General features: G+C 70.5%; 24 protein-coding genes and 3 pseudogenes. 15 read left to right on the top strand and 12 right to left on the bottom strand.

What is annotated here, in order from left to right:
• Positions 1 to 113 precede the first annotated feature (113 nt).
• Positions 114 to 623, bottom strand: coding sequence for an ArsI/CadI family heavy metal resistance metalloenzyme (locus ACZ49B_RS34365; protein WP_468313875.1), 510 nt, complete (start codon positions 621 to 623; stop codon positions 114 to 116).
• 86 nt (positions 624 to 709) lie between these two features.
• Here ACZ49B_RS34365 and ACZ49B_RS34360 point away from each other — a divergent pair, with 86 nt between their 5' ends.
• From ACZ49B_RS34360 to ACZ49B_RS34345, 4 genes are read left to right on the top strand one after another with little or no spacing between them, the layout of a single operon-like run.
• Positions 710 to 1,090 (top strand): metalloregulator ArsR/SmtB family transcription factor, encoded by a 381-nt coding sequence (locus tag ACZ49B_RS34360; protein ID WP_468313872.1) that lies wholly within the window; start codon positions 710 to 712, stop codon positions 1,088 to 1,090.
• Complete coding sequence (locus tag ACZ49B_RS34355; RefSeq protein WP_468313869.1) at positions 1,087 to 1,857, top strand: aquaporin; 771 nt, start codon at positions 1,087 to 1,089, stop codon at positions 1,855 to 1,857. The genes ACZ49B_RS34360 and ACZ49B_RS34355 overlap by 4 nt, the downstream gene beginning before the upstream one ends.
• On the top strand, positions 1,857 to 2,276 hold the full coding sequence (locus tag ACZ49B_RS34350) for an arsenate reductase ArsC (protein WP_468313866.1): 420 nt from the start codon (positions 1,857 to 1,859) through the stop codon (positions 2,274 to 2,276). The genes ACZ49B_RS34355 and ACZ49B_RS34350 overlap by 1 nt, the downstream gene beginning before the upstream one ends.
• A complete protein-coding gene (locus ACZ49B_RS34345; protein WP_468313863.1) occupies positions 2,273 to 2,782 on the top strand; it encodes a GNAT family N-acetyltransferase in 510 nt (169 codons plus the stop codon). The genes ACZ49B_RS34350 and ACZ49B_RS34345 overlap by 4 nt, the downstream gene beginning before the upstream one ends.
• A 776-nt stretch (positions 2,783 to 3,558) precedes the next feature.
• Here the strand turns inward: ACZ49B_RS34345 and ACZ49B_RS34340 are convergent.
• Complete coding sequence (locus tag ACZ49B_RS34340; protein ID WP_468313860.1) at positions 3,559 to 3,801, bottom strand: hypothetical protein; 243 nt, start codon at positions 3,799 to 3,801, stop codon at positions 3,559 to 3,561.
• Between the two features lie 325 nt (positions 3,802 to 4,126).
• Between ACZ49B_RS34340 and ACZ49B_RS34335 the strand changes: the two genes are divergently transcribed.
• On the top strand, positions 4,127 to 4,516 hold the full coding sequence (locus tag ACZ49B_RS34335) for a hypothetical protein (RefSeq protein ID WP_468313858.1): 390 nt from the start codon (positions 4,127 to 4,129) through the stop codon (positions 4,514 to 4,516).
• A 272-nt stretch (positions 4,517 to 4,788) separates the two neighbouring features.
• Here ACZ49B_RS34335 and ACZ49B_RS34330 read toward each other — a convergent pair whose 3' ends face one another.
• The 4 genes and pseudogenes from ACZ49B_RS34330 to ACZ49B_RS34315 all read right to left on the bottom strand — a co-directional run bounded on the left by ACZ49B_RS34330 (position 4,789) and on the right by ACZ49B_RS34315 (position 6,785).
• A complete protein-coding gene (locus ACZ49B_RS34330; protein WP_468313856.1) occupies positions 4,789 to 4,917 on the bottom strand; it encodes a hypothetical protein in 129 nt (42 codons plus the stop codon).
• Between the two features lie 44 nt (positions 4,918 to 4,961).
• Complete coding sequence (locus ACZ49B_RS34325) at positions 4,962 to 5,585, bottom strand: hypothetical protein (RefSeq protein ID WP_468313853.1); 624 nt, start codon at positions 5,583 to 5,585, stop codon at positions 4,962 to 4,964.
• 94 nt (positions 5,586 to 5,679) lie between these two features.
• Positions 5,680 to 6,068 (bottom strand): annotated as a pseudogene (locus ACZ49B_RS34320) (DUF6193 family natural product biosynthesis protein).
• Positions 6,069 to 6,380: 312 nt separating this feature from the next.
• The gene (locus ACZ49B_RS34315; RefSeq protein WP_468313851.1) at positions 6,381 to 6,785 is read right to left on the bottom strand and encodes a hypothetical protein; all 405 of its coding nucleotides are present in this window, start codon (positions 6,783 to 6,785) and stop codon (positions 6,381 to 6,383) included.
• Between the two features lie 313 nt (positions 6,786 to 7,098).
• On the opposite strand from ACZ49B_RS34315, the gene ACZ49B_RS34310 reads away from it, so the two are divergent.
• Together ACZ49B_RS34310 and ACZ49B_RS34305 are read left to right on the top strand one after the other, a co-directional pair.
• Positions 7,099 to 7,650 (top strand): SUKH-3 domain-containing protein, encoded by a 552-nt coding sequence (locus ACZ49B_RS34310; protein WP_468313849.1) that lies wholly within the window; start codon positions 7,099 to 7,101, stop codon positions 7,648 to 7,650.
• A 471-nt stretch (positions 7,651 to 8,121) separates the two neighbouring features.
• Positions 8,122 to 8,520, top strand: a complete 399-nt coding sequence (locus tag ACZ49B_RS34305) for a hypothetical protein (protein ID WP_468313847.1) — start codon at positions 8,122 to 8,124, stop codon at positions 8,518 to 8,520.
• 89 nt (positions 8,521 to 8,609) lie between these two features.
• Here the strand turns inward: ACZ49B_RS34305 and ACZ49B_RS34300 are convergent.
• The 5 genes and pseudogenes from ACZ49B_RS34300 to ACZ49B_RS34280 form a co-directional block, all read right to left on the bottom strand.
• A pseudogene (locus ACZ49B_RS34300) lies at positions 8,610 to 9,101 on the bottom strand (GNAT family N-acetyltransferase).
• Positions 9,102 to 9,698: 597 nt separating this feature from the next.
• A pseudogene (locus tag ACZ49B_RS34295) lies at positions 9,699 to 9,803 on the bottom strand (CsbD family protein); the annotation flags it as partial.
• Positions 9,804 to 10,082: 279 nt separating this feature from the next.
• A complete protein-coding gene (locus ACZ49B_RS34290; RefSeq protein ID WP_468313844.1) occupies positions 10,083 to 10,448 on the bottom strand; it encodes a hypothetical protein in 366 nt (121 codons plus the stop codon).
• Positions 10,445 to 11,125: a hypothetical protein gene (locus tag ACZ49B_RS34285; RefSeq protein WP_468313842.1), complete on the bottom strand. Its 681-nt coding sequence runs from the start codon at positions 11,123 to 11,125 to the stop codon at positions 10,445 to 10,447. The genes ACZ49B_RS34290 and ACZ49B_RS34285 overlap by 4 nt, the downstream gene beginning before the upstream one ends.
• The gene (locus tag ACZ49B_RS34280; RefSeq protein WP_468313840.1) at positions 11,116 to 11,757 is read right to left on the bottom strand and encodes an RNA polymerase sigma factor; all 642 of its coding nucleotides are present in this window, start codon (positions 11,755 to 11,757) and stop codon (positions 11,116 to 11,118) included. Before ACZ49B_RS34280 ends, ACZ49B_RS34285 begins: the two co-directional genes overlap by 10 nt.
• Before the next feature lie 177 nt (positions 11,758 to 11,934).
• On the opposite strand from ACZ49B_RS34280, the gene ACZ49B_RS34275 reads away from it, so the two are divergent.
• The 6 genes from ACZ49B_RS34275 (at position 11,935) to ACZ49B_RS34250 (ending at position 15,111) form a co-directional block, all read left to right on the top strand.
• Entirely contained in the window at positions 11,935 to 12,456 is a 522-nt protein-coding gene (locus ACZ49B_RS34275) for an Asp23/Gls24 family envelope stress response protein (protein ID WP_468313838.1), read from the top strand.
• 65 nt (positions 12,457 to 12,521) lie between these two features.
• Positions 12,522 to 12,701 (top strand): hypothetical protein, encoded by a 180-nt coding sequence (locus ACZ49B_RS34270; protein WP_468313836.1) that lies wholly within the window; start codon positions 12,522 to 12,524, stop codon positions 12,699 to 12,701.
• The gene (locus tag ACZ49B_RS34265; RefSeq protein WP_468313833.1) at positions 12,698 to 13,102 is read left to right on the top strand and encodes an Asp23/Gls24 family envelope stress response protein; all 405 of its coding nucleotides are present in this window, start codon (positions 12,698 to 12,700) and stop codon (positions 13,100 to 13,102) included. The genes ACZ49B_RS34270 and ACZ49B_RS34265 overlap by 4 nt, the downstream gene beginning before the upstream one ends.
• A gap of 48 nt (positions 13,103 to 13,150) precedes the next feature.
• Entirely contained in the window at positions 13,151 to 13,807 is a 657-nt protein-coding gene (locus ACZ49B_RS34260; protein ID WP_468313831.1) for a DUF6286 domain-containing protein, read from the top strand.
• Positions 13,808 to 13,853: 46 nt separating this feature from the next.
• Positions 13,854 to 14,459, top strand: a complete 606-nt coding sequence (locus ACZ49B_RS34255; RefSeq protein ID WP_468313828.1) for an alkaline shock response membrane anchor protein AmaP — start codon at positions 13,854 to 13,856, stop codon at positions 14,457 to 14,459.
• Between the two features lie 388 nt (positions 14,460 to 14,847).
• Positions 14,848 to 15,111 carry a GlsB/YeaQ/YmgE family stress response membrane protein gene (locus tag ACZ49B_RS34250; RefSeq protein WP_468313825.1) on the top strand — a complete coding sequence of 88 codons (264 nt, stop codon included), beginning with the start codon at positions 14,848 to 14,850 and terminating at the stop codon, positions 15,109 to 15,111.
• 428 nt (positions 15,112 to 15,539) lie between these two features.
• Here the strand turns inward: ACZ49B_RS34250 and ACZ49B_RS34245 are convergent, their stop codons facing one another.
• Positions 15,540 to 15,848 carry an STAS domain-containing protein gene (locus tag ACZ49B_RS34245; RefSeq protein WP_468313823.1) on the bottom strand — a complete coding sequence of 103 codons (309 nt, stop codon included), beginning with the start codon at positions 15,846 to 15,848 and terminating at the stop codon, positions 15,540 to 15,542.
• A gap of 1,082 nt (positions 15,849 to 16,930) precedes the next feature.
• On the opposite strand from ACZ49B_RS34245, the gene ACZ49B_RS34240 reads away from it, so the two are divergent.
• Together ACZ49B_RS34240 and ACZ49B_RS34235 are read left to right on the top strand one after the other, a co-directional pair.
• Positions 16,931 to 17,338 carry a DUF3662 domain-containing protein gene (locus tag ACZ49B_RS34240; protein WP_468313821.1) on the top strand — a complete coding sequence of 136 codons (408 nt, stop codon included), beginning with the start codon at positions 16,931 to 16,933 and terminating at the stop codon, positions 17,336 to 17,338.
• A 670-nt stretch (positions 17,339 to 18,008) separates the two neighbouring features.
• Entirely contained in the window at positions 18,009 to 18,347 is a 339-nt protein-coding gene (locus tag ACZ49B_RS34235) for a hypothetical protein (protein WP_468313818.1), read from the top strand.
• Positions 18,348 to 18,447: the final 100 nt, after the last annotated feature.

Below are 18,447 nucleotides of genomic sequence, written 5' to 3'. Positions count from 1 at the left end.
CTCCCCCCCCTCCTCTTCTTCTTTTCCCTACCCCCCCCGCGCCCCTCCCCCCCCCCCCCCCCCCCCCCCCCCCCCCCCCCCCCCCCACCCCCCCCCCCCCCCCCGGGGCGGGGTCAGCCGGTGCAGGAGCACCCGGCGGCAACCTTGGCGTCGGCCGGGGTCTGTGCCGGGTCGACGGCCTGCTCGTCGGGGGTGCAGCAGGCGGTGGTGCCGCAGCACGCGTCCGGCGCGCTGTCGGCGCTCTTGCCGAGGGTTTCGGCGTCGGCCTTGACGACGTAGACCTCCCAGGGCTCCTTGCCGGGACCGGTGACCCAGACCTTGTCCTGGAGGGCGTAGCAGCAGGAGGTGTCGTTCTCCTCGAAGGTGGCCAGGCCCGCGTCCTCGAGGCGGGTGGTGGCGGCGTTGACCTGCTCGGTAGAGGCGACTTCGACTCCGAGGTGATCGAGGCGGGTGTCTTCGCCGGCCTCGCCCTCGATGAGGACGAGCTTGAGCGGGGGTTCGGTGATGGCGAAGTTGGCGTAGCCCTCGCGGCGCTTGGCCGGCTCGGTGCCGAACAGCTTGGAGTAGAAGGCGATGGAGGCTTCAAGGTCGGCAATGCGGAGGGCGAGCTGGACACGGGACATGGCGGTCTCCCATCGAACGGCTTGTTTCGACGTCTGTCGATACAGTCGACCTTGCCACCGGGATCGATGGCTGTCAATATTGAGGCATGTCGAAACAAGCTGGTTTGCCGGTGCTCGGTCAGGACGACGTCGCGTGCTGCGCGCCGATGGTCCGCGAACCGCTCGGCGAGGAGGCCGCGGTCGAGCTGTCGCGGATGTTCAAGGCGCTCGCGGACCCGATCAGGCTGCGCCTGCTGTCGCTGATCGCCTCCCACGAGGGTGGGGAGGCGTGCGTGTGCGACCTCATCGGCCCGTTCGACGTCTCCCAGCCGACGATCTCCCACCACCTGAAGGTGCTGCGGGAGGCCGGGCTGGTGGACTCCGAGCGGCGTGGGACGTGGGTGTACTACTGGGTGCTGCCCGAGGCCCTGGCCAAGCTGTCTTCCCTGCTCCAGATTCCCGTGGTGTCCGCAAAGGCCCCGGCGTGAGCGCGCCGGCGCCGCTGCTCCGTCGGGCGACCGTCGAGGGGCTGGGGACGGCCGCGCTGGTCGCGGTGGTGGTCGGCTCCGGGATTCAGGCCACCGAACTGACCCGCGACGTCGGGACGCAGCTGCTGGCCAACTCCCTCGCCACCGTCTTCGGCCTCGGCGTGCTCATCGCCTTCCTGGGGCCAGTGTCCGGGGCGCACTTCAACCCGGCGGTCACCCTCGCCGCCTGGTTCACCGGCCGCCGCACCGGCGATGGGCCTGCCCTGCGCGACGTCGCCGCGTACGTGCCCGCCCAGGTCGCCGGGGCGATCGCCGGCGCGGTGCTGGCCGACGCCATGTTCGGCAAGCCGCTGGTGCACCTCTCCGCCCATGACCGGTGGGCCGGGCACCTGTGGCTGGCGGAGGTCGTGGCCACCGCCGGGCTGGTCTGGCTCGTCTTCGGCCTGGCCCGCGCCGGCCGGGCGCACATGGCGCCGCTGCTGGTCGCCTCCTACATCGGCGCGGCGTACTGGTTCACCTCCTCCACCAGCTTCGCCAACCCCGCTGTGACGATCGGCCGGGCGTTCACCGACACCTTCGCCGGCATCGCCCCCGCCTCCGTGCTGCCCTTCCTCGCCGCCCAGCTGATCGGCTCCGCCGTCGGGCTCGGCCTGGTCGCCGTCTGCTTCGGCCGCACCGCGGGGACCGAGGCCGAGGCCGTCGTCCTGCCTGGCGGGCAGAAGTCCGCCTCACCCGCCCGTGCCACCGAAGAAAGCGCCCTGACCTGATGAGCACCTCCACCACCCCGTCCGTGCTGTTCGTCTGCGTTCACAACGCCGGCCGCTCCCAGATGGCCGCCGCATTCCTCACCCACCTCGGCGGCGACCACGTCCAGGTCCGGTCCGCCGGGTCCGCCCCCGCGAGCGCCGTGAACCCCGCCGTGGTCGAGGCCATGCGGGAGGCCGGCATCGACATCTCCGCCGAGACCCCCAAGGTCCTCACCGCCGAGGCCGTGCAGTCCTCGGACGTGGTGATCACCATGGGTTGCGGCGACGCCTGCCCCTACTTCCCGGGCAAGCGCTACCTGGACTGGCAGCTCGAAGACCCGGCCGGACAAGGCGTCGCCGCGGTCCGGCCGATCCGCGACGAGATCGAGCAGCGCATCCACGGCCTGCTCGCCGAACTCGACATCACCCCCGCCGCGTGAAGGCCAACAAGAGCCGCGTGTGCATCGCGCCCATGCAGCCCGAGCACGCTGAGCAGGTCCTGGCGATTTACCAGCAGGGCATCGACGAGGGAAACGCCACCTTCGAGACCACCGCCCCGACCTGGGAGGCGTTCGACACCGCGAAGCTGCCCGCCCACCGCCTGGTCGCCCTCGAAGAGGACGGCCGGGTCCTGGGCTGGGCCGCCGTGGTGCCGGTCTCCGACCGGTGCGCGTACGCCGGCGTCGTGGAGCACTCCGTCTATGTCCATCCGGATGCCCGAGGCCGGGGAGTCGGCCTGGTCCTGCTGACCGCCCTGCTCGCTTCCACCGACGCCGCCGGCATCTGGACGGTGCAGTCCGGCATCTTCCCGGAGAACACCGCCAGCCTCGCTCTGCACGAGCGCGCCGGGTTCCGCGTCATCGGAACCCGCGAACGCATCGGCCGCCACCACGGAACCTGGCGCGACGTCGTCCTCGTCGAGCGCCGCAGCCCCACCATCACCTGACCCGTTCGGCGCTACGGCCCCGGGCCATACCGGCGACGACCGTGCGCAACCGGCGGTGATCGCGTCACCTCCACCGCGAGGCCCCCAAGTAGCGATCGGATGCGCCAACTTGCGGTCGGAGTCACAAGCGGCCGTACGCCTGCTGGCAGAGCGTGGCCACTCCGGGGCTGGTGACGCCGTGCGCGGCGTGGCAGAGCGCGGCCATGTCCCCAGCCCCTGTCCCGGGTGCGGGCCGCACCGGGTGCGGTGCGGGCGTACGGCTCGGCCGCGCCTTCACCTTCCGGGGCTTGGGCTTGGGCTTCGCGGTCGGGCGTACGGCGGGCCTGGGCGGGGTGGCCTTGCGCGGCCGGGCCGGGCCGGGCCCTCGGCCTTCCGCTGGGGCGTCGGCCGGGCGTGTGGGCCTTCGCCGGATGCGTCGCGGGCGGCCGGCACGGGGCGCGCAGAGGCGGGAGCACGGCCGGTCTCCGGGCGGGGCGGGCTTTGGCAGGTGGGAGAGGGGCAGTACCGGCCCGGTTGTTTGCTCTGGGCCGGGAGCCCGGGTGCTTGTTGTCCGCCGGCACCGCCCGGGAGACCTCGGCTGCTCGGGTAGGGGCAGGCTGGACGCGTCGCTGGCCGATCTCGGGTGGGGCCGTGCCCGGACGGGCGTCCATCGTGTGAAGGAACTGGAGCTGGCGTGTCCGGAGTGCCGAGGACGGTTTTCGCCCGGGTCTCACCGTGCAGCGCCCGACACTTCTATCACCAGCCACGGCCAAAACGACTGCGAGCTGTCGAACGAGTCACCGGAGCACCACCTGTTGAAGCTGGAGCTGGCCATGGCGCCCCGGGTGGCGGGCTGGCGGGCGGAGCTGGAAGTCAGCAGCGAAGCCCGGCACTGGCGGGCCGACGTGATGGCCTTCGATCAGCACGATCGTCCCTTCATGGCGTTGGACGCCCAGTTGTCGCCGATGACGCCGCTCCAGGGTGGGCAGCACCAGGCGGCCCCAGCTCCAGACGTCGGTGATCAGCGTGCGCAGGCCCACAGCGGTTCTCCAAGCGGTCGGCCCACGCGCCGACTGTTCGGGTTACGGCGTGGCCGCTGCTGCTTCGGCTACAGCTGTGGCCTGATCGGGAGGGCCAGGCACCGGAAGGGCGAGCCCGCCCCCGCTTACCTCACGGGTGTCCGACGGGTCAGCCGTGCACCGGTCCCTGCCTCAGCGGACGGACACGCGGTACGTCCCGGTAGGCAGACCGGCGAGAAACAGCAGCGCCGCACCCCGAGGGTCAGCCTCGGCCCCCCCACCTCCAGCGCGGACCCAGGTACGCGGTAGTCCGTTCGGGTGGCATCAGCTTCCGGCTCTTCAAGGAATGGTCGAAATCTACGACCCTGGTGATGACCAAGATCCACGCCCGCAGGCATCCAGGGAAACTGAAATGCAGTCACTGAGGAACATCGTACGGACGGCGGTGACCACCGGCGCTGCTCTCGCGCTGTTCACCGGGGTGTCTACCAGCGCCCAGGCGGTCACCGGGGACTTCACCTACGTCAATGTGAACGAGGACGATTTCACTCTGCACAACCCCGCGAACGGCGAGTGCTTCCTATTGGTCAGCGGAGCCACGAGTGCTGCCAACCACACGAACAGTAGGGCGACGGTGTTCGCCGATCACGGCTGTGAGGAATCGGGCCTGACGATGCAGCCGGGCACATCGGTGAACTTCGGCGGCGCCAATCCGCACAGTGTGATGTTCGGCTGAGCGGCTGGCCGTCCTGCCGCCGTGTGCGCCACGACGCAGTGCGGTGCCCGTCGATACTCCCTCGGCACCCCGCGGGCTCAGCATGGTTGGGCGACCCAGGTCGCCGACGACCTCGTCTGGATGATCGCGAGGCCACAGGCCAGTGCTGCGAGGGGGGCCCGAGCCGCGGGAGCGGATGGAGTTTGCGCGGGGGCGGGGTGGGGCCCGGGCGGCTGATGCGCTGGACGACGAGTCACAGCATGTCGCCGCCGTCGGTTGGTCCACGTCGAGGTCTAGAGTTCTGCGGCGAGTTCGCTGGCGAGGGCGTTGTGGAAGTCTTCACCGTCTTCGAGGGTGCCGCCGGGCTGCCCGGAGAACGGGGCTATCCAGGACGGCTCCGACGCCGTGATCACACCAGCCACACCAAGATCGTTCCATGGGGCGAGTGGCGAGCTCGGCCCACCTCTCAGCTGCCGCTCAGCGGAGACGTCCACGTGGGGTCGTGTCGGGATCTCCGCGTGAGGTGCGCCAGCAGGTGCTCCGCCGCAGTGGAGGCACCGTCTTGCGGCGCGCCGACTGCGGTGAGGGCGGCGATAAGCCTGGCAGATGCCGTTTCCGGAACGTCCGGGTCGGTGAGGAGGGGAAGCAGCAGCAGGAAGCGGGTGGCCGTGTCATGGACCCCTTCGGGCACGAGGGACGGGCTGTCAGCGATCCGGATCAGTTCGTGCCATGTCAACCCACTGCCCGAGAAGTCTCCGTCCCAGCTGGCGATCTGCTCGACGTCGTTTCTGCCTGGATGGGTGAGGAGGTAGTCGGTGCCGTAGTCGCCATCCAAGTTGCGGTAGATCACCACCGCTCCGGGGCCGTCTTGGGCAGGCACCCGGAACACTGGCCAGCGTGCAGGATCGAAAAGGACCTCGGACAGGGCATCGGCATCGGCGCCGTCCTCACCGAACCACTCCGGAACCGGACGCTCGGCACAACCCCCGTCGCTACACATCGCCAAGAGGTAGTTCGACCAGAAGCCTGGGTGGTCCAGCAATGACTCGCCCGGCACCAATGGGCCGACGTCATATCCCTTGATCAGCACTCCTCGATTCTGTCACCAGCCACTGACACGGTCCGATCCGGGATCGGTAACGGGGATGCCGCCCAGTTACGGGACAGTCCTTAAACTTGTCGTTTTAACGGTTGAGGTGGTCTTGGGCTGTCTCCTCGTAGGCTACGAGTTCATCTGGCGTGCCGAGGAAGGCGGGCCCGCATCCGGTCGGCAGGCGTTCCACCACGATGGCGACGGCTTGTGCGGCCGTTTCCGCGGGCCTCACGGTCTGCGAACGAAGAGGTCCCGAGACCCAATACCGCCGTCGGCTGCAGGCAGGATGTAGGGGATGGCCCACGTCCACCGTTGTTCGGTAAACCGGCTGAAGTGCAGCTCACCCATTCCCGTCCAAGGGAACAACTGCCGTAGGCGCGGTTCAGCGAAGGCGAGGTCCAGCAGCTCGAGACCCACGCGCCCGTCAGCGCGGACCGCTCGCCAACCCGCTTCGATCCTGTCCGCGCTCGATGGATTCATTGGGGGACATGGGAATCGTGCCACCGTTCGATCCGCCGCCAGGGGGTGCTCGGACAGACTCGTGTGAGACAGACCGGCTCCACGGAGGACTCAAGTGCCGGCGGCACTCGCAGCGGCTCCGGTACGCCTCCGCCACTCGTGCCCTCGCGGGCTACGATTCCCGGGTCGTCCGCTCCGGAGTCCCGTGGCTCCGGCGGGGGCGCGGTGACCGGTCACCTGCCGGAGGAGGTGTCCGTCTTCGTCGGTGACGGGAGTGACCTGGCCGGCCCGGCCCCGCAGCCATACGCAGGATCGCCCGGCCGGGGCGGCTTGTCAGGGCATTTCGTCCGGGTCGCACGATGCGCGGCGCAGGCCGATGGTGCGCAGGGCGCGCATCAGTCCCTCCTCGTCGCCCGCGCGCACGAGGTGGACGGCCCCGTCGATGGTGAAGGCGTCGAGGTCGCCGGGGGCGGAGCCGGTCCTGGTGCGGAGCACTACCCCGCTGGGCGGGTCCATGGCGCGTACCCCGTGGAAGATGCCGAGTGCGGCGGGGTTGTCGCGGAAGCCGCCGGAGAGGGTGAGGACGGTGATGTCCGGGAGCAGGACCCGGGCGTGTGCCAGGGCGGCGTCGGGGGTGTGGGCATGGGAGATGACCTGGAAGTGGGGGTTGCGCTGGATCCGCGACCGCAGCCGCTCCAGCTCCTCGCCCTCCGCTACGCCGACCACCAAAACCGTCATCACACTGCCCCATCCTCCACCGCGGCAGTGCACCCGTCGAACGGAGCGCCGGTGCGCCGTGCCACGCGGCAACCTGCGGTGCGAGCAGGAGGGCGCCCAATCGGTCCGCGGCGCGAGCGCGACGCGGGAGGGAGATCAGTAGCAGGCACCCGCCGAGTCGGGCTTCCCACCGCCTCCGCAACGGCAGCTCCCGGGGGCCCGGTGCGCCGGGCAGGGGCCGGGCCCTGGGATACTCGTCCGGCGCGGCTGCGGCGCCACGCCCCTCCGCGACCGCCATGCGGTCGGACCCTCGTAGACCGACCGGAGCCGGACGATGAGCACTGATCTGGAGCGAATGCCGCCCCTAGACGCGCCCCGTCGGGAGGCCTACCGTGCGGCGGCCCGGGCGGTTTTGCGCGGTGCTGGTTGGACGCCGGGCCGGAGCGCGGGACCGGGCCCCGCGCCGGACATGGTGGAGCAGTACGGGCCCGCATCGCGCGCGGCAACGGAGTTCCTGGCCGAGTACGGCGGGCTGCACCTGGTCTTCGCCAATCCGCGGGACAGCTCTGACGACGACATCGACATCTCCGGCCGCGCGGACATCCTGGGCTGGGTGGGCACGTGGAGTCGGGCGGCGGGGGAGCCTGTGTTCCCGGTGGGGGAGTTCGCACGCCGGAACTGTGTACTGCTGGTCGGTGACAGCGGCAGCTTGTACGGGGCCTTCGACGCGGTCCTGAGCCGGCTCGGGGCGGACGCGCTGACGGGGCTGGGCAGGCTCGTGTTCGACCGAAGCCCGCTGGAGCCCCGCCTGCCCGTCCCGCCGGAAGCCCTGTACCGCCCCGAGCGCCCGGCGGCCCGCGTCCGCCGACCCGGGACCCGCCCCTGACCTCATGCGCCTCCGCGCAGCGGTGGCCGTCCCCGGCCCGCTGCGTCGCGCGGGCCGGGCGGTCTCAGCGGTCGGTTTCGGGGCGGGGTGTGGGCTGTGGCGCTGGCGGGTGGGATCCCCGCGAGGTTTTCCCGATCCACGTGAGGGGTCTGTGGCGCCATTCGAGGGGGCTCAGGCTGACGTTGGGCGAGGCGGAAGCGGCGTCCATCGGATGGCCGGACCGCCCGGAACGCGCGGGACGGACGACTGCGCGGACGGGTTCACCGAGGCCCGGGGATGGAAGGCTGGCACACGGTGAAGATCCACGTGCGTTTGGCGGGCCAGGCCGAGGACCCGGAGCCGGTCGGCGACCCCCTGCCTGACCCCGATGGTCCTCTCTCGCCCGGAGCGGCGCCGTCCCGGCGTGTGCTGCATGATCGCGGAGCGGGTGCCCGGACTCTCACCCCCGCCTTTCGACAGCCAGGAGCCAACATGTCCATCGAGCTCGACTTCCCGGAATTTCCTTATGAGGAACCCCCGGCCGGGATCACCTGCCAGCAGAAGCCATGGAACGGTGTCCTCGTCAGGGTGGACCAGATACCTTTCAAAACCGGCGACACGGTCACCTTCCACGTCACGGTCTGCAGCGACGACACCGGGCAGACCCCGGCCGTGAAGACCCAGGGTGTCGTGAGCATTACCGCTGACACCACCTCGGCCAGCTACACCATCCCCTGGAACGGCGTCCTGGACGCCGTCACCAAGGGCTCCATCGTCGCCTTCTACACCCTCACTCCCGCCAACGGCAGCGCGCCATCGACCTCGCAGGGCGCCATCGTCCAATACTCCCGTCAGCAGCGCGGAGGCGCCGTCTGCGGTCCGGACAACTGACCGCCGCCGCAGCACGCGCACCCCTGAAGCCATGCACCACGAAGCGGACGCGGGACCTCGAGGGGTGGTCGCACGGCTGTCGCGTGCGCTCAACCAGACTGCGGAACCGAGGACCACACTCCGAACCACTGCTCGGCGCCGAACTCCTCGAACCGCTGGTGAATCCCAGTTTCACCGCGACACCTACCGAGCGGTCGTTGGCCACCTGAGTGCAGAGCACCACCGGCTCGCGGGGAAACGCGTCGGCGAACCAGCCGAGCGCCGCCGAGCACGCCTCAAAGGCGTACCCACACCCACGTCCCCATGCCTCGGGCAGGAGCATGTAGCTGAGCTCGGCCTCCCCGGCGTCAGGACAGACGTGCCCCGCACGCTCCGCGTCCCGCCGGTCGAGCGTGACGATGCCGATCATCACCCCGTCGTAATCGACCGCGAACACGCCGGCGCACCGCCCGGGTACTTCAGGCACTGCACTCTCAAGCTCAGCACGTGGCCGGGGACCACCGAGGTACCGACTCGCGGAGCACGAGCCGCTCGGTCCGCAACGGGGCAGGCGGCCACACAACGGGTCCAAGCTCAGCCATGACAGGCAACCTACAGACCCTCCCCCTGGCGGGAGCATCAGGCCCCGACATCACTCTTGCCCGCGCGCATCTGACGCATAGCCGGGGTCTGACAGCTGAGCAGCTCATGGCAGCGAAGCTGTCGCGTCACTCAACTGCCGGAGGAATTCGCAGGCGAGCCGCGCATCCAGGAAGCCATCGAGCAGTACCACGCGGACCTGAAGACGACGTCCCGTGGAGGGTTGTAGCAGGGAATTCGGAGTGACCCCTGGCCTGGGGGCGTTAGGCGCGGCCGGGGCTGGCCCCGGGCGGTGGCAACCGGAGACTGCAAGGCCGATGGTCCTCTGTCGCCCAACCCCCCGTCCATGTCACCGAACTTGGTGCCTAACGGTTGCCCCTGAATTGGCTTCAACTGCACACTAATCCAATTCCCTTAGAGACCACGGCCAAGCCGACGGCGCTCGGCCCGCTTGAGCCATCGCCGTCTTACCATGCAGCGGCGCCAGAGCGCACCACGACGGCTCTGCCTGCCCGCGGCTACAGTCCGGCACGTGTTCGGGCCCCGGCCCGGGGGAGGGTCGGGGCCCGAACGGGCAGCGTGCCGGGGCGCGCCTGTCCGTGGTGGAAGGTGTCCTTGACGTCTTCCTTGGCCTGTCGGGCCTTGCCCTTGGCCTGGTCACCGTGGCCTTCGGCGGTTGTCCGCTCATCGCCGACGGCCCGGCCCGACGGCTGGCGGCTGGCGGCTGGCGGAGCGTATGCCGGCTTGGGCGGGCCGTGGTGGTTCCAGTGTGACGGGTCCGACGCCGGGGGAGGGGTGAGCCAGGGTTGCGCGTGTGGGTCGGGCAGTCCTGCGGCGCGGGTGAGGGACCACGGCTTTGACCGAGCACGGCACCGGGCTTGGTTCGACAACTTCAGCGCACAGCGACAGGTGACCGACCGACGTGAACGAGGTCACCACCGGGCGCGCAGAACCCCGTCGTTGTCAGGCAGGACGGCGCGGCCCTATACGGTGCGCGTCACCGTTACCAGGACGGTGACAGGAGGTGGTGCGCCGTGTCGGGAGAGCTGGGTGGTGACTGCGCTCAGCACGTGTTCGCGTACGTGCCGGGCGACATCGACCACGCGGCGGTCACGGTGGAGGATGCACCGTACTTCCACGTTCCAGCCGCCTTCCGGTGTGTGGTCGGCGCGGATGCCGGCTGCCTCGGGTGATGAGACGGTACCTGCGGTGGTGAGCGCCTGCTTCGTCAAGGAGGCCACCAGGGTCAGTCGGTCGGCGAGCCCGGGCTGGAGTCCCGCTACACCGGCAACCTCCATGGCTGCGGCGGCTGCGGCCCGGTGGACTTCTTCGCGGTCGGCGGCGGTCACTGGTCGCTCGGCCCGGAGTGCTGGTCCATCGCCGTGTGAGGGGAGTCCAGCACGGCGTTGATGACGAGGTCGACGGATGTGACGGCGAGGCCGAGTAGGTGCTCAGCTGCGTGGAGGACGGCTCGGCGTACTTCTTCGGCCCGCTCCGGCAACGGGCGGTCGAGAGCGGCCGCGAGGGTGAGGGTGACGAGGTGGAGGGCGGTGCCGTCCTCGACGGGGGTCACACGGCAGCTGGCTGCGCGGGCACCGGGGACGGTGTCCACGGCATGGCGCAGTACTTTCGCGGCGGCGCTCTCGGCGATGCGCAGGTCGTGTTCGGCGTCGTCCAGCAGCAGCATGGCGCCGAGTCGTACCTCCGACCGGACCGCATTGATGACCCGGTCGGCCAGGCTGCGGCCGTCCGGCTGTTCCTCGGCGCGCAGAGCACGGGTAACCCGGTCCAGGGCTGCCAGCCCTTCTACCGCGTCGCGGCAGTAGGGGCAGTGGGCTGTGTGCGGGTCTGTCGTGCCGGCCAGGTCGCGGGCCTGTTCCCAGGCCCGGCCCAGGGGGCGTCCGCAGGGCAGTGGCTCTGCTTCGGCGAGCGTCCGAGCGTCAGGGCTCGCATGTGCCTCGGCCCTCTTGACGGCCGCGGTCTCCGGCTCGTCGCCGGACGGGGGGTGCGGGTCGTTTACCGCCATGGGCGCATCGCCTCCATCAGAGCGCGTCGGGCGCGAAAGAGTCTGCCGCGCACGGTCGGTTCGCCGCTGCCCACCACGTGGGCGATCTCGTCATAGCGCAGCCCGTGCAGCTCTCTGAGGACCCAGCACGCGCGCAGCTCGGGGGGCAGTTCCAAGAGCGCTCGGGCCAGGGCGGCTGTCGCTGCGTCCGCCTCGGCCACTCGGGGCGGTGAGCTGCCCGCATCGGCGGCAGCGGGTTCGGGGACGGTGTTCAGGGGCAGGGGGCGGGGCCGGCGACGCAAAGCGTTGAGGCAGCGGTTCGTCACGATGCGGTACATCCATGTGCCGAACGAGGCGCCGTGGCGGAACTCCGGCAGCTGCCGCCAGGCGCTGATGAAGGCGTCTTGGACTGCGTCCTCGGCATCGGCCCGGTTCCCGAGCAGGTGGCAGGCGAGGGCGAGCAGGCGGCCGCTGTGTCGGTGGACCAGGACGGCGAAGGCGTCGTCGTCGCCTTCCGAGGCCCGTAGGGCCAGCACCGCGTCGTCCAGTTCCTGGCCGCCGGGATCGTCGTATCCCGCAGCGGCGAGCGGCTGAGCAGCGGGCTCGGGCGCGCGGTCGGGGCCGGGTGGCAGGGGTCTGGTCCGGTTGCGCATCAGCCGCTCGCTTTCTGCCGGAGAGGGCCGTCGCGGCGCGCGTACGCACTCTTCGATGGTAGGTGGTGCGCGTCGGGCCAGAGGGGTCCAGAGGGGTGAGGAATGCCCGTGCGGTGTGTCCAAGACGTTGAGGGCATCGCACCGGATGCCCGGACGGGTACTCCTGGGGAGGTCCTCATGTCGGACACCATCTACCCCACCGAGGGTGGGAGCGGGCCGGGCCCTGAGGTCACGGCTTCCACGAGCCACACCGGCGGGGAGTCACACTCGGCTCTCAGGGGCGCGACGGGCGGCGGGGCCGCGCCCGAGACGCGGGGGCGGACGACCATCTCCGACAGCGTGGTCGAGAAGATCGCAGGAATGGCCACCCGCGAGGTCCCGGGCATTCACAGCCTGGGCGCCGGCGTGGCCCGTACCCTCGGGGCGGTGACGGACAAGGTCTCCGGCGGACGTCCCAGCGTGTCCCGCGGCGTGAAGGTCGAGGTGGGCGAACGGCAGGCCGCCGTCGATCTCGACGTGGTCGTGGAGTACGGCGTGGCCATCGTGGACCTCGCCGCCGACGTCCGCACAAGCGTCATCACGGCCGTGGAACGGATGACCGGACTGGAGGTCGTCGAGGTGAACATCAGCGTCGACGACGTACACCTTCCCGAGGACGAGGACGAGGACGACGAGGGGGGTAAGGGCCGCGTGCAGTGACCCTGCGGCCCCGGCTCCGGGTGGCTGACGGGGAAAACGATCGACGTGAAATACAGGTGAGAGAAATGAGCGCAGCGACCGCAGGACTGTTTGCCGGCTTGGCCGTGGGCTTCGCCGCATTCTTCGGCGGCTTCTGGGCGTTCCTGCTCGTGGCGTTCCTGGGCCTGCTCGGCTTGGTGATCGGCCGCATGCTGCAGGGCGACCTGGAGATCTCCGACTTCACGCGTTCCCGGGACCGGCGGTGACCTCGCAACCTGCCGCCGCTCCGCCCGTCGGCGCAGCGTCCCCCGGGCCACCGGGTGTCCCGGCGGCCGAACGCGGCGCCACGGTGATACCGGAGAAGGTGGTGGCCCGCATCGCGGTCCGTGTCGCACAGGAGGCTTTGGCCGAACAGGCCTCCGTCTCACCCGCGCATCCCAAACTGGCCACCCCGCAGGCCTCCGCCAAAGTCGTCGGCGGCACGGCACGACTGGGCCTGACGATGGACCTGCCCTACCCGGTCGACCTCGCCACCTGCTCCAGCAAGGTGCAGCACTACGTCAGCGACCGGGTAGCCCAGCTGACCGGGATGCGCGTCACCGAGGTCACACTCACCGTTGCGCACCTGGTGCCCTGGGGCGGGCTGGAACGGCGACGTGTGCAGTGAGCCCGGACGACAGTCCCATCGGGGATCCCATCGGGAAGGAGAGCCGGTATGAATCGGGACCGATATACGCCGGCCGAGCAGCCCACCGGAACCGAAGAGGTCACCTTCCGTACGGCGGAGCAGAGGGCCGAGCCGTATCCGGCCGGCCCACAGTCCACCCGCTCGCACCGCTCGCACCGCCTCTGGTCCGAACGACGGATACCTGCCGCGCTGACAGCACTGGCGATCGGGACTGCTGCCGGATTCCTCCTCTTCGATGTCGCACGAGTGCGTACCGGCCATCCGGCCGCCGCGTGGCGTCGGGGGCTCGCCCACGAACTGGCGACGCGGCCGCTGGACGACCTGTGGATGCAGATCGGCGCCGCCGCCGTCGCCGTTCTCGGCCTTTGGCTGCTCGTCTTGGCGGCCACCCCGGGCCGGCGCCACGAGTTGCCCCTGCGGTCCCCGGACCCCCGGGTGCGGGCGGTGCTCGATCGCCAGGCAGCGGTGTTCCTCCTGCGTGATGCCGCCATGCGCGTTCCCGGCGTCAGCGGCGCCCGGATCCGTATCGCCCGGCACCGCGTCGGAGTCCGCGCGGATGTGCGTTTCCGCGCCCCGGCCGACGTGAAGGCCGACCTTGTGACCGTGTTGCGGGAAGAACTCGACCGGCTGGCCCTCGCACGCACGCCTTCGCTCGCCGTTCGGGTCCGCGCACGCCGTACATGACCCGTCCGCGGACGCTCACGGCGAGAAGAGACAGGAAACGGATCCCATGAAGAGGAAATCCGCAGTCAACCGATTCCTGCTGGCTTCGACAGGCATCCTCCTGCTCGGCGCGGGATGCCTGATGCTGGCGAGTGGCTTCGACCTGTACCGGCGCTGGCACCTGGCACCACCCGACGGCTGGCCCCTGACCGCTGACGACCAGGTCCTGCTCACCGAGGCCGACCGCACCCATTGGACGACCGCCGGATGGTGGTGGCCCGCGGTCATCGCCGCGTTGACCGTCGTCGTCCTGCTCGCACTGTGGTGGCTGTTGGCGCAACTACGCCGCACTCACCCCGGCCACATACCCGTCCAGGGACCACCCGCGGTAGAGGGAGTGGAACTGCGCGAGCAAGCCCTCAGCAACGCCCTTGCCGCCGATGCCGGGCAGCAGCCCGGCATCCGAGCGGCGGCGGCGCAGATGGACGGCTCCCCGCGCCATCCCGAAGCCCACCTCCACCTCACCCTCTCGCCCGACGGCGAACCCGGGCCCGTCCTCCAAGCACTGTGTGAAGGTCCGCTTGATCGCGCCCGCCAGACAAGCGGTTACGACCGGCTGCCGGCCGTGGTACGGCTGCGAGTCGCCCCCCACAAAGCCCGTCGCGCCGATTGACACCCTGCTGCCCGAGCGGAAGGCAGGCCTGGCCTGGCAGATGCGTTCCGGCCCTGGCCAAGAAGAACACCGCGACCTGGACATGCGGGTGGCCGGCGTGAGCGGCAGGTCATCGTGCATGCCGGCGGTGAGCTGGACGTTGACCGGGCCCCGATGCCGTACGTGGCGTTGCCTGCCGAGATCACCCGTCCAGGGGGCCCGGGCAAGGCCCGGCACACCGCGGGACGAACACGCCCGGCACGTCAGCTTGCGCGCCCCGCAACCACAGATCCGGCGGCCGGAGAACAACCGACAAGCCCGGAGGCGCCCGCCGCCGCGTCGGTGAGGTTCGGTGTGCAGCACGCGGGAAGAGGACATGTAAGACATTTTTGCTGGACGGGAGGCCGTTATGGGCATCCTCGGATGGATTTTGGTGGGACTGTTCGCCGGGATCATCGCGAAACTTCTGATGCCGGGGCGTGATCCCGGTGGCTGCATCGTGACGCCGCTGATCGGCATCGCCGGCGGTCTTCTCGGCGGGTGGCTCGGCAAGATCATATTTGGGGTCGACTCGATCGACGGGTTCTTCGAGTTGTCCACGTGGATCGCGGCAATCGTCGGATCCCTGATCATCTTGCTGGTCTACCGGCTGGTCACGAGCAGGAAGCATTGAACGAAATGCCCCTCGTCAGACGCCGCACGCGCAGGAAGGTCAGGCGGGGCGTGATACGCCGCGTGGCTCCTCATTCCGCCGTCGGCCGGATGACCCTGGGTGCGACGGTCTGCGGGGCGGGCGCGGCATTGTGGCTCGGGCGGCGGGCGACCAAAGGCGTGCTCCGAAAGACGCTTCGGCGGTAACTCACCGACCGGTGCGAGCTGCAGGAATCCTGCAAAACGGGCAACGCCCCCATGCCCACGTCCAAGCCACTGGTACTTGAGCCGATGCCGGAACATCCCACCGTGACCACGGCCCGGTCGGCGCAGACCTCCGCCTCGGCCTGCGCGGCACAGTCGGCCGCGATGTCCACCAGCCGCTCCCGCTCCGTCCCCTCCACAGGCGCACAACCTCTCCACGCGGACCGTGCTGGGCGATGCCTGCCCTCACAGACGGCGGGCAGCGTCCGCGCTGGCCACGACCGGGAAGAGGTCGCCGGCCTGAGTCAGGTCGAAGATCCGGTTCAGGCGTTGGGGAGTCGGGCCGATCAGGACCAGACGGCCCGTGCGCAGTAGCTGCAGCATGAGGCTCAGGAGTGTGGAGTCGGCGAACTCCACGCCGGTGACGTCCAGGGCGATCCGCCGTATCCCGGGATCTGCTATCGCGGCGTCTGCTGCCCTCTGGAGCGGGCCCAGGGTGTCCTGGTCGAACTCGCCCTCGCACACGATCACCCGGACACCGTCCTCATCGGGCATTACCTCCACCCGCTGCATCATGAGCCACACTCCCCGCCTCGCAGCGCCTGCCCCCGTCCCCGAGGCAGGATGCCCGCCCCCCACAGCACGCAATCCGCAGGAGACGACAAGGGCGCGACCCGCCTTGGCCGCGGTCTCCGGTGCGAAGCGGCGCGCGACGGCCCACCCCAGGCCGGGCCGTGAGGGTGCAGGAGCCTGCTCCGTTGACGGGCGGGCGATGTGAGAAGGAGAGGGGTCACGACCGATCCGGTACCACAACGAGGAGGTCCCCATGTCGGGCATCGAGAAGACCAAGGACGCCTTCGCCACTGAGCGCGAACGCACGTCCTTTCCCGACTGGCCGGTGACCCGCCCGGCCCCAACGGATTCACGAGAACGTCCGGCATGCCCCAGCGCGCCCGGACGAGTTGATGCACTTCCCCTGTGGAGACCCGTCGACCCGCTCGTTGAGCAGCCCACCTCAAGCCCATAGGTGCGCCGCCGCATGGGCTTCCCCTGAGCGAGGCCTTTGCGATCGTTACAGAGCCGCCAGGGCCTGGCGACCGGACGGCACCGACACGAAACCGAGAGGTCGTACGAAGCCCTCGCCAGGTCCGGGGGAGGAATGGGCCGGCAAGTGAGGGGCCCGCCCCTTCCCCGGTCGTCGGCAGGGTCGTCCGCCGGGGAGGGGCTCAGGTGCTGAGTACGGTCCCCGGCGCGAGCAGAGGGCCGCGTGGCATCGGGCTGGCGCGAGACCGGAAGTGGCAAGCAGCGCCGTTCGAAGGCGCATTGACCTGCGGCAGGCGTGGAATGGCCCTGAAAACCAGCGGGTCAGCCCGCGCAAGGCGGTCGGCATCCGTACGGGGCCGCGGCAGAAGGGCGGCCCGGTAACGCTCCTGCCGCCCTTCCATCCTCCGTGGCGGGGCCGACGGGACTGACGGGACTGACGGGACTGACGGGACTGAAGTTCAGGGTCGCGTTCACGGACGGGGCCTGTCCCGCCCACCAGCTCCGTACGGTCGTGGCCCGACTCCGGCGCGCCCACCTCCGCCCCATGCAGGGCCGGGCGCGTGACGTCTCGGAAGACGGGCAGGCGCGGGTTCATGGACACGCTGAAAGGCTGGGAGCGGGCGATCGAGCAGGCCGAGCAGGCATTGGTGGAGAAGCTATTCGGCGTTGAGGCGGAGGAGGCGGAGGTGGTCCGGGCGCTGCTGCGAACGTGCGACGAGCAGGCGGTCGTCTGTAGCTCCCGCCGCACCGTGGTGCCGAACGTGTACACCGTCGAGCTGCCTCCGCCCGTGTACGCCGAGATCGGCCCGCACCTCACCCTCGTGGGACAGGAACTGACCGACCGGTTGGAGCACCATGGCGAGCGCCAGGGCTACGAATGGGCCGGGCCGCTCACCGTGCGGCTCGACGCGGCCGAACAGATCCCCAACGGCCGCTACCAGGTCCGCTGTGCCCCCATGGAACACATCACGTCTGCGCCGCTGAAAGCTCCGAACGGGTAACCCGGCCCCACCGGTCGCATCAGGGTTGAGGAAGTGGGGGCGGGTGAAGGCCGTGTTGTCGATGATGGCGTCGAGGGGGCCGGCTCCAGTTCCATGAGGTAGATGTGCTGGGCTGCCCGGTACCTGTCTCGGTGGCGGGCTTCGGCTCCGCGTCCGGCCCAGGCGGCGTCGCGTTGGGCGCCAGCCGCATGGACAACTCGCGTCGACGTGCACGCGGATCCTGAGATGCCAGTGCGGTTGATCTAGGGTCGGAAAGTGAAGACACCGACCACGAGAAGGATCGCGTCGGGCGGCCGAGGGCGGTGCCTTCCGGAAGTGGCCGCCGGTGACCGGGCAGGCCACACAATGAAGGTGCCGTGCTCGGTCGCGCAGCTGGCTTCCGCCTTGCGCGCGGCCAACGCCTGGTGGATCTTTGAGCGGATCCACCAGGACAAGCGGCTCGATCCGGCGGTGTCGGGTCGGGTGCCGGCCCAGCGGTATCGAGTGTCGCGGAACATGGTGGAGAAGGCGCTGGCGTGTCCGGTGCCGGCGAAGCGGAAGAAGAAGCCGCCGCCGCGCGAGAGCAACCCGCCTCACGTCCCCGGGCCGGACGCCGGATCGCAGTACGGTGGGTGCCCGCTCACAGCCCCGCGGAAGGAGGCCGGCGCCGCCGTTCGGCGGCCCGGACGGCATGGCGTACTCGAACAAGCGCACCCCTCGTGATCGCCTTCGTGCTGCAGCAGTCGCCGCCGTCGCGGCCGGCGGGGTTCTCCTCGCACCCGCCGCGGCCACCGCCGCCGCCCCGTCCGATCCGTGCCGGTGCGCCGCCCTGCGCAAGGACCTCGACGCCTACCACCGCGGCGAGGTCCAGTACTTCGCCGACCCCGTGCCCGCATGGACGCAGGAAGCGGCGCGCCTCGGGTGCGGTATCCCCGGCCTCGACCGGCCCGGTCCCGAGCCCGGGACCGGGCCGGATCCCGATCGCGAGCTCCGCGGCGCAGCGGCGTCGGACGCCTGGCCCGTCCCCTAGGGGGTGTCTTGCCGATCAGGCCGGGCTCGCGGCGTCCGGCAACGCGCGCTCGCCGCGTTCTCGTCACTCGCCGACGTCCCCCAGCTACCGCTGGGAGGTG

This window comes from Streptomyces sp. NPDC031132, assembly GCF_055570595.1.
This window is presented reverse-complemented; position numbering and strand designations above follow the sequence as displayed.

Coding starts and splice junctions, on each gene's coding strand:
- ACZ49B_RS34305 (WP_468313847.1), top strand. CDS start 8,122: ATGTCCATCGAGCTCGACTTCCCGGAATTTCCTTATGAGGAACCCCCG.
- ACZ49B_RS34315 (WP_468313851.1), bottom strand. CDS start 6,785: ATGACGGTTTTGGTGGTCGGCGTAGCGGAGGGCGAGGAGCTGGAGCGG.
- ACZ49B_RS34280 (WP_468313840.1), bottom strand. CDS start 11,757: ATGCGCAACCGGACCAGACCCCTGCCACCCGGCCCCGACCGCGCGCCC.
- ACZ49B_RS34240 (WP_468313821.1), top strand. CDS start 16,931: ATGGACACGCTGAAAGGCTGGGAGCGGGCGATCGAGCAGGCCGAGCAG.
- ACZ49B_RS34285 (WP_468313842.1), bottom strand. CDS start 11,125: ATGGCGGTAAACGACCCGCACCCCCCGTCCGGCGACGAGCCGGAGACC.
- ACZ49B_RS34310 (WP_468313849.1), top strand. CDS start 7,099: ATGAGCACTGATCTGGAGCGAATGCCGCCCCTAGACGCGCCCCGTCGG.
- ACZ49B_RS34245 (WP_468313823.1), bottom strand. CDS start 15,848: ATGCCCGATGAGGACGGTGTCCGGGTGATCGTGTGCGAGGGCGAGTTC.
- ACZ49B_RS34365 (WP_468313875.1), bottom strand. CDS start 623: ATGTCCCGTGTCCAGCTCGCCCTCCGCATTGCCGACCTTGAAGCCTCC.
- ACZ49B_RS34275 (WP_468313838.1), top strand. CDS start 11,935: ATGTCGGACACCATCTACCCCACCGAGGGTGGGAGCGGGCCGGGCCCT.
- ACZ49B_RS34260 (WP_468313831.1), top strand. CDS start 13,151: ATGAATCGGGACCGATATACGCCGGCCGAGCAGCCCACCGGAACCGAA.
- ACZ49B_RS34335 (WP_468313858.1), top strand. CDS start 4,127: ATGGTCGAAATCTACGACCCTGGTGATGACCAAGATCCACGCCCGCAG.
- ACZ49B_RS34250 (WP_468313825.1), top strand. CDS start 14,848: ATGGGCATCCTCGGATGGATTTTGGTGGGACTGTTCGCCGGGATCATC.
- ACZ49B_RS34360 (WP_468313872.1), top strand. CDS start 710: ATGTCGAAACAAGCTGGTTTGCCGGTGCTCGGTCAGGACGACGTCGCG.
- ACZ49B_RS34255 (WP_468313828.1), top strand. CDS start 13,854: ATGAAGAGGAAATCCGCAGTCAACCGATTCCTGCTGGCTTCGACAGGC.
- ACZ49B_RS34235 (WP_468313818.1), top strand. CDS start 18,009: ATGGCGTACTCGAACAAGCGCACCCCTCGTGATCGCCTTCGTGCTGCA.
- ACZ49B_RS34270 (WP_468313836.1), top strand. CDS start 12,522: ATGAGCGCAGCGACCGCAGGACTGTTTGCCGGCTTGGCCGTGGGCTTC.
- ACZ49B_RS34350 (WP_468313866.1), top strand. CDS start 1,857: ATGAGCACCTCCACCACCCCGTCCGTGCTGTTCGTCTGCGTTCACAAC.